We start from the raw sequence: 12,932 nt of genomic DNA, 5'->3' as shown, positions 1-12,932 counted from the left end.
GCCGATGTGGCCCTGGCCCGAAAAAGTTCGGCATGTGGTCTAGCGCACAGCAGTGTGAATGCCATACCATTTTGCAATACAGAACATAATTTTGCATTGCAGAACGGATTGCGGATGCGGAACAACTCATCGTCACTGCGACGGGCGCTGAACCTGCTCGCCCTGGTGGCGGCCACAGCGGGCCGCGACCAGGGCGCCAGCCTCACTGAGCTCGCCGCCGGCATCGAGTCGACGAAGAGCACCGTGCTGCGACTGCTGGCTCCGCTGGTCGAGACCCAGTTGGTCCGGCAGGAGGCCGACGGCACCTACCGGATCGGCATGGGCGTCCTGAGCCTCGCCGGCGCCTATCTCGCCGATCTCGACATCCGGACCGCCGCCCAGCCCGTGCTGCGCGAATTGGCCGACGCCACCGGTCACGCCGCCCATCTGCTCGTCTACAGCGAGGGCCGGGTGACCTACGTCGACAAGGTCACCGGCAAGTCCCCGATTCAGATGGCTTCGCGGATCGGCGACACCGGCACGGCCTACTCGACGGCCAGCGGAAAAGCGATGCTGGCCTACCTCGACGAGGACGAGGTACGACGCGTCATCGAACTCGGTATGCCCGCCAAGACACCGTCGACCATCACCGACGCCCAGCAGCTGCGCGACCATCTTGCCGTCGTCCGCAAGCAGGGCTACGCCTACGACGATCTGGAGAACGAGGACGGAATCCGTTGCGTCGCAGCGCCGGTGTTCAACCACACGGGCGCGGTCGCGGCCGCCGTGAGCGTGTCGGGACCTGCCGAGGCGGTGTGGAACAACCGCGCGGCCTATACCGGCCTCGTCGTCGACGGCGCACAACGAATATCGGCCCAACTCGGCTACCGCGGCGGTGACCGGAGCCCCTGACCACCCCGAGGCGTCTCCTCGCCGATAGCTCCCCACCTCCACCCCTGCACAGAAAGACATCCATGAAGCTCTCACGTTCACTGCGCAAGGTCGTCGCGTTATGCGCTGCCGCGGCAGTCATTCCCGCTGCGGCGGCCTGCACCCCGATGCCGGCAGGCGGTGGCGCGGCAGCCGCCGACTCGACGCTCAAACACGTGCTGGCGGCGGGCACCTTGAAGGTGGCATCGTGCCTGTCCTTCACTCCCTTCGGCTTCACCAACTCCGACGGCAAGCCCGACGGCTACGACGTCGACATCGCCAACGAGCTGGCCAAGGAAATGGGCGTCAAGCTCGAGGTCGTCGACACCACATCGTCGAACCGCATCCCCAATCTGCAGACCAACAAGGTGGACGTCGTGTTCTGCAACTTCACCCGGACGCTCGACCGGGCCAAGGAGATCTCCTTCACCAATCCGTATGTGGTGGCCACCGAGGGCCTGCTGGTGCGGACCGGTAGCGGCGTCAACTCCCTGGAGGACATGAAGGGCCGCACCATCGCCGTGGTCAAGGGCAGCACCAACGCCGACGTCCTACGCGAGCGGGGCATCGACGTGAATGTCGCCGAATTCGACAGCTCCCAGGCCGCCGTACTGGCCGTCAAGCAGGGCCAGGCCGACGCGATGGTTGAGGATTCCAACTTCCTGCAGTACCAGGCCAAACTGAACCCTGGCCTGACCGTGGTCACCAGCAAGTTGGTTCCCCTGGAGTACAACGCCTTTGGCGTCAAGCAGGGCGATCAGGTGTGGATCGACTATCTGAACCTGTTCTTGTTCGAGCTGAACACCTCGGGTAAGAACCTCGAGCTCTACCGCAAGTGGTTCGGCGCCGATCCACGCTTCCCGCTGCAGCCGGCATTCTGAGATCGGCGGTCCGAGAACATGTTCGAATATCAATGGCGAACCGTGCTGGCCTTCTGGCCCGACTATCTGCACGCTGCCGTGCTCGCCTTGCAGATCACCATCGCCGGTTTCGTCTTGGCGTTTGTGATCGCCGCGGCGGCAGCGCTGGCCCGCAATTCGTCATCGAGGCTGCCGCGATTCATCGCCACCTGCTACGTCGAGGCGATTCGTAACACCCCGGTGCTGCTGCAGATCTTCATCGTCTACTTTGCGATGCCGAGCTTCGGCCTCCGGCTCTCGGCAGTGACAGCAGGCACGATTGCCCTGGGCATCAACGTGGGCGCCTACCTGACCGAGGTGCTGCGTGCCGGCATGTCCTCAGTAGGCAAGGGACAGCTGGAGGCCGCGCAGATCCTCGGGTTGTCGAAGCCGACCGTGCTGCTGCACATCGTTGCCCCGCAAGCACTCCGCAACGTGTACCCGGCGCTGGTGAACAACCTCATCCAGGTGCTGCTCGGCACGTCACTGCTGTCGACCATCGCCGTGCCGGAGATCACCGGCGTCGCGACCGTCGTCAATGCCCGCACCCTGTTGTTCGTGCAGGTATTCGGGATCGCAGTGGCGCTGTATCTAGTGCTGAGCTATGGGCTTTCAGCGGTGGCGACGCTCATCGAGCGGTTGGGCTTCAAGGCTCCCGCGCCCAGCGGTGCACGTAAACGGCGTGCGCTGCGACTGATCGGAGCACGGCCATGAACTTCGGCCTGATCTGGCACAGCCTGCCGTTCCTGTGGTCGGGCTTCCTCATCACGCTGGCGCTCGCAGCGGTATCCATTGCGGGCTCGACGCTACTGGGCCTGGCCGTGGCGGCCGTCCGGACGTCGCGTCTGCCGGTATTGCCCGTCGTCGCACGCGCTTACGTCGAGATCTTCCGCGGCTCGCCGATCCCCATCACCCTGCTGTTCGTATACTTCGGGGCCGCACTGTATCTCGGGTACAGCGTCAACCTGTTCGTGGCCGCCGCGGTCGGGCTGAGCGTGTACCACAGCGCATTCGTCGCCGAGATCATCCGATCCGGGATCGAGGCCGTGCCCGTCGGCCAGCACGAAGCCGCCCAGATTCTCGGGCTCAAACCGGCCCAGACATTCCGGTGGGTGGTGCTACCGCAGACCGTCAAGATCGTGCTGCCGCCCATGGTCGGCCAATACATATCGCTGATCAAGGACACGTCCATCGCATCCATCATCGGGTTGGCGGAGATGATGAAAGTCGGCCAGTCCATCGTCGACCGCACCAGCGACCCAGTGTCGATCTACCTCGCCGTCGCCGTCTTCTACTTCATCGTGTGCTACCCGCTGTCGGTGTGGGTCACCCGGACCCAACGAAAGGCCATCTAGTCATGACAACCTCGACGCTGACCGACAACAAGGTCGGCCGCAACATCCAGTTGTCCGGTGTCACCAAGAGTTTCGGTGATCTGCAGGTTCTGCGCGACATCACGCTCGACGTTGCCGACGGCGAGGTCGTCGTCCTCATCGGCGCATCCGGGTCGGGCAAGAGCACCCTGCTGCGCATCATGAGCGGGCTCGAAACGGCGACCACCGGCGAGGTCGTGGTCGGCGGAGTACCCATGCACGACCCCAAACGCGCTCCGGAGATCCGCGGACACGTCGGCATGGTGTTCCAGCAGTTCAACCTGTTCCCGCACCTCGACGCGCTCGGCAATGTCACCCTGGCGCTGCGCAAGGTGTACAAGATGTCGAAGGAGCAGGCCAACACCAAGGGCATGGAAGTGTTGGCCCGCGTCGGCATGGATGAACGCGCACACCACTATCCGAGTCAGCTATCCGGAGGCCAGCAGCAACGCGTGGCGATCGCACGCGCGCTTGCGGTCAATCCGCGAATCATCTTTTTCGACGAGGCCACCTCGGCGCTCGACCCCGAGTTGGTCGGTGAGGTCACCAACGTCATGCGCAGCCTGGCCGCCGACGGTATGACCATGGTGGTGGTGACCCACGAGATGGGCTTCGCCCGACGCACCGCCGACCGCGTGGTCTTCATGGCCGACGGGGTCATCGCCGAGCAGGGCGTGCCCGAGGAGCTCTTCGGAAACCCGCAACACCCCAGGACCATTCAATTCCTCAGTCGTATCGCTGAGGCGTGAGTTCTTGATGTCGTCGGCGCATCGAGAACGGCTCAGCCCTCCTGCTGCGGGCCGGTCATAGTCTCGCCGAGATTGACACCAGGGTCGTGAATTCCCCGTCACAACAACCCCCACGTCAAACTCGGTGACGGGCACAGCTCAGCCTCGCGGCGGCCAGCCGTTGTCTCGTCGAGTTTGACACCAGGGTCGTGAAATCGCCATCACAACAAACCTCACGTCAAACTCGATGACGGGCAGGGCTCAGCCTCGCGGCGGGCCGGCCATGGTCTCGCCGAGATTGACACCACGGTCGTGAAATCCCCACCACAACAACCCCCACGTCAAACTCGGCGGCGGGCACTACTCAGCCCCGCAGCGGGCCGGCCATGGTCTCGTCGAGTTTGACACCAGGGTCGTGAAATCGCCGTCACAACAGCCCTCACGTCAATCTCGATGACGGGCAGGTGCCTACGCCCCGCTGATGAGCCACCGGGCCCCGCGCAACTTGGCGAGGTCAGTAGGCGTGGTCTGGGCAGCCTGCCGGTCAGGCATGTTGTGACTCTCTCGCGGCTGGTACAGCTCGCTATATGCAAACGTCAAAGCGGCAGTTGGGATCTTCGGTCCCGACGGCATACTCGGGTCGGCGGGCGCGCGCTCCTTGTCCAAGGTCCGCCGAATGCCCACCAACATGTCCGTGCAAGCCGTGCATGGGCTGAGGTTGCTCTTGATCTCGACCGCGACAATCCGCTCGCGGAAGGCGGAGCCCTGCTGCTCCAGAAAGTTGTCGAACTGGCTTTCGGTGTGGCCGGTGTTGGATCTGAAGAACGCAGCGCCACCAGATGCCCAACCGTGTGTCACGACTTCGCGTTGCTGGGGAAGTCCGGTCAAATTCGGTTCATTGGTGCCTGTGTAAACGCCGCCGCGTGGCTTGTTTCGTGACTCTGCGGGTAGTCGGTCGTCGGCATTGAACAGTTCATAACCCGAACCTCGAGGAGGCGTTGCACCTGTACCGCGCGGAACGGCACCGGCCATCTCCAACGGTGTATGGGCGGGTGGTTCCGGCTGAGTTTCAGTGGGCAGGTTTCGGGGTGGAACGCACACGGTGATTCTGGCGGTCATCTGCTGTCCGCCGCGTGGCTCCTCCGCCATGCGCGCGCGGTTCGGTTGGCCGAATTGCGCCTGGATGCTAAGCAATTTCGCCAGATTGCGGGCATGCTTGTCGTTCGCTTTCTCAACATCTTTTGGTGTCTTTGCTGCCGCGAGCTCTCGCGTCGCGTTGTCGATGTTGTTCATCGCGGTGACCGCTTCGGAGCGAGGATGCTGCTTGCCCTGTTGTTCTGGAAGCTCCGCCAAGCGGCCCCGATACAACCCAAGGAGGACTCCGAGTTCGGTGGGTTGGCTGGCGACGATCGTCTTGACGCCGCCGTCCTGACCGATCGTGCTGGTCACGGTGTGCCGCTCTGTTCCACCCTCAGGTTGACGTACCGTGAACGGAGTCTGGTGGCGCCCTGTTATTGCAGCGATCTTCCCCTTCGCCCACTCCTTACCCGCTTCAACCTTCCCCTTCACCCACGCCTTGCCTGCGGCCACCTTGGCTTTGACCTTGCTGCCGATGCCCTTGAGCCCGCGGATGATCGGCCCGGCGAGTTTGAGTCCGGTCTTGATGACGAAGTCGATGGCTTTGTTTACAGGCTTCTGCAGGGTGGCGATGATTTCTCGGATCTTCTCGCCGATGCCGCCGATGCCGATGGCACTGGCCAAGAAGCCGATCAGGATCGGCACCATCTGCCCGAGCACATCCTCGATCTTGGCGACGACGCCGCCGACGTTGCCCCGGACGATGTCGACGGCCGAGTCGATCACCGTGTTGACGAACTTGAGGATGCGTTCAGCGTTGTCGACGAAGAACATGATGATGTCGTAGATCAGCTTGCAGGCCTTGATGAATGCCGCGGCGGGGTTCAGCAGGCCGATCAGCCAGGTGATGCCGGCGGTGATGATCCGGGTGATGACGAAGTCTTTGACCTTCTCGAGGATCATCTCCTTGATGTCGCCGAGCTTGTCCATCAGCATCTGCCAGAGCCCCGCCAGACCCGTGGAGGCGATGGTCCGGAAGATCTCGACACCTTTCTCGATCGCGGCCATCGCCGGCTCGCCGATCTGCTTGACCAGCCGGTTGCGAATGTTGGTCCAGGTCAAGCCGAACAGCGACAAGAGCAGTTTGATGATGCCCTGCAGGTCGAACTTTTCAGGCAGCTCGACGCCGCCCTCGGCGAGCGCACCGAACAACCACGTCATCAAGCCCTTTCGCAGGTGCTCCAGGATGTTGTCCTTGAAGCGCATGATGCCGCCCTTGACCCCGTCGATCAGGTTGCCGAGGAATCGCACGGGGTGCTTGACGATGTCGCCGACGACGCTGGCCACCCGCGCCAGCGTGTTCATCAGCATCGAGGTGAGTTTGCGGATGGTTTCGATGACGGCCTTGATCGCTCCGATGGCCTTGTCCACCAAGCCCTTGTTCTCGGCCTGCAGCTCCTCGATGCGGTCGTCGAGACCCTTGCGGGCTTCGACGTACTTGGTGGCGAGCGTGTCGACCAGGGCGTCTTGCTTGGAGTTGACGTCGCTTTCCAGCTGCTCGAACTTGTCGTTGATCTCCTTCGACGCCTCAGCGCCGACCTTCTGCAGATTGGCAGGCAAACTCTTGACGTACGAGGCGATCTCGGTGCGGCCGGCCGCGATTCGCTTCTTCGCTGCGGTCAGATCGTTGCCGACGATGTCGGCCACCCGGGAGATCACCGTGTCCATCTGCTTGAGGTACAGTTCGCGGCCGGCCTCGTAGAACCGATTGACCGCGTCCGGCATGCCCAGCAATTTGTCCTTGGCCCAACGCAACCCGCCGAGCCAGCCGCTGTAACGATCCGCCTTGTACGCCGCCATCTTGGCTGCGACGAACGTCTCGAACGATTTGCGAGCGCTCGCCTCCCCCTCGTCGAACGCCTTCTCCACCTTGGGGTCGATGCCGTCGAGGATCTTCTTCACGTCGGCTTCGGTCGCCGCGAAGATGGCTTGCACCTTGGCCGTGACCTCGGCCCGTTTCGCCTCATCCTTGGATTTGGTCTTGCCCTTGTCGGCGACGAGGTGAGCCAGTGCCGCCGCCTTCGAACCTTGCATGCCGGTGATCCCGGCGGTCGTCGCCGCGGCGGCTTCGGTCTTCGACTGGTCGATGGTGTCCGCTTCGTGCTTGCGGTACTCGGCCGGCGCGGTGTCGGCGTGGGCCGCCGCTTCTTTCTTGTCGGCCAACGCCTGCTGAAATTGCGGCTCATTGGACTCGGCGAGTTGCTTTTCGTCGACATCCGCACTGGCCATCTCCTGGTTGGCCTCTTGCTTGCCTGCTTCGAGATTGAGTTGCTCGGCCGGCGCGGGCTTCGGTACTGCGCCGGCAGCGGGGACGGCCGGGGCCGGCGCCTGTTCCTCCGGCCCCATCGGCGTCACCGGCTTCGCGACGGCCTTCGAGGTGTCCGGTGGGGCGTCCGTGGCCGCCTCGATGTCCTTGGTCTCGCCCTCCTTGCCCTGGGTCACCATGCCCTTGATCTCGTCCTTGACCTCGCCGGCCTTGCCCGACTCCGCATACGAGTCGGCTTCTTTGAGGGTTTTGGGTGACTTCGCCTCGATCGCGGCCTTGACCGCGGCGATGAACGCTTTCTTGTCGAACGTCCCGGCCTGCTGGGCGTCCATCGTGTCGACCTTGGCCGCTTTGGCCTGCCCTGCGATGTCGTCGGACGGTGCCACCGCCGCGTCCTGCGCCTCCTTGGCTTTCGACCCGGCGGCAGGATGAGATCGCTTGTCGTGAGCCACCGACCGAACACCACCGGTGACAGCACCGAACGCGGGATCCTGGGCAGGCTTGACTCCCGGCGGCGCCACCGGGGGCTGCAGCAGTTGATCAGCACTCAACGCGGCGGGGCCGGGCGCGGCGGCACCGGCCGGTAGCGCCGGAGCGGCGGCCCGGCCACCACCACCGGCCGCGGCTCCTCGCTTGGCCGGAGCGGCCGCGACCTTGCCAAGTGCACTCTTGGCAGGCACCGGTTTGGGTGGCGGCACAGGCTTTTTCGGCGCAACCGAAGCCGGCCCGAATCCGGTGGTGGTCACCGCCAATGCCGATGCAGGCGGCTTCGGTCCCTCCAACTCGACAGGGACACCGACAGCCTGCGCGGCCTTCAACCCTTTCTCGACCGTGTCGACGGCAGGCTCGTCGCGGCGCATCTCCCCCAGCGCAGATTCGATCTCTTCCTTGCCGGGCGCTCTGAGTTTCCCCAGGAGCAGGGCGTTGACCGCGGCGTTGCCCGCCGCCCGCTGCAGCGCGGCCAACCCGGTCACCCCCGGCTGCGGTCGCGGCCGCCGAGTCTGCGCTCGCCCCGCCACCAGCGCGTCAGTGACCTCTCGCCCGGCCCGCGCCGGCTCGCTCATGGTGCCCCCGGTGGATTGGTTTCAGGCCGATTCTTCTTCGGCCTGCTCTTCTTCGCGCTGCACGAAGGTCTGCGCCGTCTCCTCCTCTTCGGGCGCCTCCTCGGCCACCCGTTGCACCCCGGCCGGTGCCGCCGCAGCGGGCGCCGGGCTGGACATCACATGATCGGCGTTGGCGACGGCCTCACGCTCGAACCGGTCCGACGGATGGCTGACCTTCACTCCGCCTCCGGTGTCGGTACCGTCGACCGGACCGCTGCGCTGCTGCACCACGTGCGTGAGCTCGTGGGCGATCATGTGCTTGCCCGCATCCGAACCGGGATCGTATCTGCCGCTGTCGAACACGATGTTCGAGCCGACCGTATAAGCCTGCGCATTCACCGATTTGGCCGACGCATGTGCGGCGGCGTCATTGTGCACACGGACGTCACCGAAGTCGTGTCCGAACCGGCCTTCCATATCTGTACGCAGATCGGCGGGAAGCGGTGTGCCCGCTGAGGACACCACATCGTGGACAGGTGAGCGGTCCTCGTCCATCAGCGCCGCCGTACCGGAGTTGCCTGCCGCGCGCTGCACGCCCAAGATCCCGGCCGGCCCGGCCACGTCGAGCCGGCCCGACAAGGCTGCTCGCATCGCGACCGCAGATTCGGGATCCTCGAGTCGAGAAGCCTTCGGGCGCAACTCTGATGCGCGTTCGTGCTCGCTGTCGTGGGTACGCATGCCGCCTCACCTCCTGAAGGTATGAGGCAACGATCCAGCGCCGGCCGGCACGGCGGAAGACGCGAAAGCGTGTCCGTTCGGACAGCGACACATGCCCGAACGGGCGGTCGACGACGATATCCCGATCTCACGGCTCGCATCAGGCCAACGTTGCACTCTTGGGCACACATCCGTGCCTTTCCAACGGGACTGGCGCTCGTATGCGTGCGGCCGCTGCCACGGAACACTGCCGCGAGACGACTCTGATCATGCTGGACAACGTTGCGAGGACGGTGGCTCCATGGCGCAGATCCTTTGCAAGGAGTGCGGGGCCGCAAACGACTCCGACACGCACTTCTGCGTACGCTGCGACGCCTACCTCGCCTGGGAGGACGACGCGCGGCCCGACACGCCGCAGGAGTCTCCGGCCACTGAGATACCCGAGCGCCAACCCGACGTGCCGGTGACCGCGGCCGACGACACCCAGCGCACGCCTGCACCGCGTGCGGACGGTGCCGCCCGGCCCCCACAGCTCACGCTGTTGACCACGATGGCGACCCTGGAAGCAGACTCCGGCGCCCAGATCGACATCGAGGTGCGCAACCGGTCTCCGATCGTGGACGCGTTTCGGGCCGACCTGATCGCTCCACCTCGGTGGTTGACGGTCGCCCCCGCGGAAGTCAGGGTGCTGCCCGACGAAAGTGGTTTACTGCCTGTGGCTTTCGCCATCCAGCCGGGCGCACAAGTCGTCACGCAGACGGTCGATGTGGTGATCCGGGTCTCTTCGCTGCGCGACACGGACCAATTCGCCGAGGCGAGCGTCTCGCTGCAGATCCCGCCCTCCGGACCACCCGTGTCGGTCAAGGTACAACCCTCGGTGGTGCGGTTGGTGGATCAGACCGAGGGGCGCGTCCAAGTCCTGCTCGACAACACCCGAAGCAACTACCCACGCGAGATCACCCTTGCCGGATCCGATGACGAGGCCGCACTGGAGTTCATGTTCTCAGCGCCCCGGCTGGAGGTCGCTGCGGGCCGGGTCGGCGAGGTCGACGTGCACTTCCGCGCACTGGAGATAGCAGAGGGCACGACGCAGACGCGCACGGCATCGATCACCGCCACCGACGGTCAGAACACCACCACAGCAAGCCTTACCGTGAATCAGGCGCGCTCGGCCGTGCTGCCGCTGCACTTGCGGTTGGAGCCCAGTGTGGCTCGGACCAAGGGGCGCCGCGACGTCCAACTGCGCCTCGTCATCGACAACCGCGACGGCCGCCGAGACCGGCTCGTCAACCTCGAAGGGCGCGATCCCGAGGGCACCATGCGGTTTTGGTTCGAACGTCCCAGTCACGTGATCCCGGCAGGAGCCGCCGTCAACGTGCCGGTTCGAGTGTCAGCGACCGGGCCGATCACCGCACAGCAGATCCGGCGACCGTTCAGCGTGGTCGCCGTGGAAAACGGCCGAGAAGTGGAAACGTCCGGAACGCTCGAGCAGATCAAAGGGTCGAATTGGGCGCGGGCGGTAGTGATCGCCGGCGCGACGGGGCTCACCGCTATCGCACTCGGCACGGGGTGGGTCCTATGGCGATCTCAACCAGTGTCGACGGCCCCTGACCCGCCCAGACATCCCGCGGCCGCCCCACATGAGCCAAAGCCATCGCATCTCGACATCGGCGTGGCCGATCCGTCCGGCACGCCGGACGTAACCGATACGCCCGATCCGCCGCTGAGCCTGCCCGGAACCAACGCCCAGGGATTCATCGATTATCCGGAAGCAAGCTGCGACCCGGGTAGCAGTCCGGCGGCCTTGGCAAGAACCACGAAGTCTGTGCTCGTGGTGTGCCGGGCCGGACCCGGGGACTTCTACTACCGCGGCGTGCGCCTCAGCGACCGGGCGAGCATCGAACTCGGCGATGCGGTCCGCTCGTCAGACGGATTCGACGTCACCAATCCGGCTGACGGTACTCGCTACCAAATACGGCCGCACAGGCTGACCATCATCACCCCCAGCGGCAAGGCGTTGATCGAGGACATGGTCGACTACGCGTCGATCTGAGCGACATCGCCTGTCGAGCCGCGCACCCCGCACCATGGCGGCCGGTCGACACTTGAGTCCTGTTGGCGGGCAGTCGATTCCGTCCGAACACCGGCACGTCACCGGGTCGACCACGGCTCGCCTACAGAGCGTGCCTCAAAGTGCACGATCCGTTGCCCGCACGACAGTCCCGGTGCGCCTCGCGGCACCGCCTCAACACGAGCACGATCATGGCCAGCCCATCAGACCATCGAGGAGGCGCAATGCCGACGTATCTGTCGCCGGGAGTCTATGTCGAGGAAACCGACTCCGGCTCAAGGCCAATCGAAGGAGTGGGCACCGCCGTGGCGGCGTTCATCGGCCTCGCCGAGAAAGGCCCGTTCAACAAGCCCACACTGATCAGCAACTGGACGCAATACCGCAAGACCTTCGGCGGCGCGATAGACGGAGCCTGCCTTGCTGAATCGGTCGCCGCGTACTTCCAGAACGGCGGCGGCAACTCCTACGTGGTCCGCATCGGGGACGGCGAGGGCGAAAACGGCTCTGCCGGCGCACAACAGCAACTGGTCGCCGGGCCGCAAGGCGTCCTGGCCAACTATCGGGTGGTGGCGCTGGACCCCAGTACGCCGCCGGACCGGTTACGCCTCGAGGTCGCGGCGTTCCACAGCGACGGCGAGGAGCAGCAGCCCGGCGGGGTCAAGCTGATCGTGCGGCGTGACGGCCAGACCGTCGAGGAATTCCCCAATGTCACCACTGCCCGGGGGAAGAACAACGTCGCCACCGTTGTCAACGCGGCCTCGCAGACGATCAAGCTCGAACAGATCTCCGGGAAACCGACCGAGGAGCTGCAGGCCGGCATGCAGATCGCACTCGCCGCACCGGCTGAGCTCGCCACGACGACGGCACCGGAACGACTCACCACCGACGACTACGTGGGCAACGTCGACGAACGCAGCGGTGTCGCGGGTCTGGAAACCATCGATGAGATCACCATGGTCTGCATGCCTGATCTGCTGACGGCCTATCAGCGCGGCGCCATCGACATCGATACCGTGCAGTCGGTGCAGCAGGCAATGATCACGCACTGCGAGCTGATGGGCGACCGGATGGCGATCCTGGATCCGCCGCCGGGATTCAACGCACAGCAGATCAAAGAGTGGCGCGTCGACAAGGCCCGCTACGACTCCAAGTACGCGACTCTCTACTGGCCGTGGGTCACCACCGGGGGCGGGAAGTACCTGCCGCCGTCGGGATTCGTGGCAGGCATCTGGGGCCGCAACGACGACACCCGCGGTGTGCACAAGGCGCCGGCCAACGAAATCGTCCGTGGTGCAATCGATGTGGAGACTTTGATCACCCGGCGTGAACACGATCTGCTCAATCCGGTTGGTATCAACTGCATCCGGGCGTTCCCGGGCCGCGGCATCAGGATATGGGGTGCCCGCACCCTGTCCTCGGATCCGGCCTGGCGCTACGTCAACATCCGGCGGCTGTTCAACTACCTTGAGGAGTCGATCCTCACCAGCACCGACTGGGTGGTGTTCGAACCCAACGACTACTCGCTGTGGGCCAAGCTGCGCCGCACCATCAGTGCGTTCCTGGTCAACGAGTGGCGTAAGGGAGCACTGTTCGGGCTGACCCCCGACGAGGCCTTCTACGTCAAGTGCGACAGCGAGACCAATCCCGCCGAGGGTATCGACGCCGGTGAAGTGGTCTGCGAAATCGGGGTTGCCCCAGTCAAACCCGCGGAGTTCGTGATCTTCCGCCTCTCGCAGTACTCCGGCGGCACCAGCCTCGTCGCCGAATAGCCCACCTGACACGAGGAGAC

The 12,932-nt window shown here is 64.8% G+C and carries 9 protein-coding genes; 7 read left to right on the top strand and 2 right to left on the bottom strand.

From position 1 onward, the window contains the following. Nucleotides 1–114: 114 nt before the first annotated feature. From A5784_RS35040 to A5784_RS35020, 5 genes are all read left to right on the top strand, one after another. Nucleotides 115–891, top strand: a complete 777-nt coding sequence (locus A5784_RS35040; RefSeq protein WP_064949454.1) for an IclR family transcriptional regulator — start codon at nucleotides 115–117, stop codon at nucleotides 889–891. 62 nt (nucleotides 892–953) lie between these two features. Then, complete coding sequence (locus A5784_RS35035) at nucleotides 954–1,790, top strand: ABC transporter substrate-binding protein (RefSeq protein ID WP_064949453.1); 837 nt, start codon at nucleotides 954–956, stop codon at nucleotides 1,788–1,790. Between the two features lie 18 nt (nucleotides 1,791–1,808). Beyond that, nucleotides 1,809–2,522 carry an amino acid ABC transporter permease gene (locus A5784_RS35030; protein ID WP_064949452.1) on the top strand — a complete coding sequence of 238 codons (714 nt, stop codon included), beginning with the start codon at nucleotides 1,809–1,811 and terminating at the stop codon, nucleotides 2,520–2,522. Next, nucleotides 2,519–3,163 (top strand): amino acid ABC transporter permease, encoded by a 645-nt coding sequence (locus A5784_RS35025; protein ID WP_064949451.1) that lies wholly within the window; start codon nucleotides 2,519–2,521, stop codon nucleotides 3,161–3,163. The genes A5784_RS35030 and A5784_RS35025 overlap by 4 nt, the downstream gene beginning before the upstream one ends. A 2-nt stretch (nucleotides 3,164–3,165) precedes the next feature. After that, nucleotides 3,166–3,930: an amino acid ABC transporter ATP-binding protein gene (locus tag A5784_RS35020; protein WP_064949450.1), complete on the top strand. Its 765-nt coding sequence runs from the start codon at nucleotides 3,166–3,168 to the stop codon at nucleotides 3,928–3,930. A 447-nt stretch (nucleotides 3,931–4,377) separates the two neighbouring features. On the opposite strand, the gene A5784_RS35015 is transcribed toward A5784_RS35020, so the two are convergent. Both A5784_RS35015 and A5784_RS35010 read right to left on the bottom strand, forming a co-directional pair. Beyond that, nucleotides 4,378–8,376, bottom strand: a complete 3,999-nt coding sequence (locus A5784_RS35015) for a phage tail protein (protein ID WP_232006371.1) — start codon at nucleotides 8,374–8,376, stop codon at nucleotides 4,378–4,380. Between the two features lie 21 nt (nucleotides 8,377–8,397). Beyond that, a complete protein-coding gene (locus A5784_RS35010; RefSeq protein ID WP_064949449.1) occupies nucleotides 8,398–9,093 on the bottom strand; it encodes an eCIS core domain-containing protein in 696 nt (231 codons plus the stop codon). A 280-nt stretch (nucleotides 9,094–9,373) separates the two neighbouring features. Between A5784_RS35010 and A5784_RS38940 the strand changes: the two genes are divergently transcribed. Then, nucleotides 9,374–11,125 (top strand): hypothetical protein, encoded by a 1,752-nt coding sequence (locus A5784_RS38940; RefSeq protein ID WP_064949448.1) that lies wholly within the window; start codon nucleotides 9,374–9,376, stop codon nucleotides 11,123–11,125. Nucleotides 11,126–11,367: 242 nt separating this feature from the next. Beyond that, a complete protein-coding gene (locus tag A5784_RS35000; RefSeq protein ID WP_064949447.1) occupies nucleotides 11,368–12,912 on the top strand; it encodes a phage tail sheath family protein in 1,545 nt (514 codons plus the stop codon). The last annotated feature ends 20 nt before the right edge of the window (nucleotides 12,913–12,932 follow it).

Origin of the sequence: Mycobacterium sp. 852013-50091_SCH5140682 (genome assembly GCF_001665685.1) — a bacterium.
Taxonomy (GTDB): domain Bacteria; phylum Actinomycetota; class Actinomycetes; order Mycobacteriales; family Mycobacteriaceae; genus Mycobacterium.
This window is presented reverse-complemented; position numbering and strand designations above follow the sequence as displayed.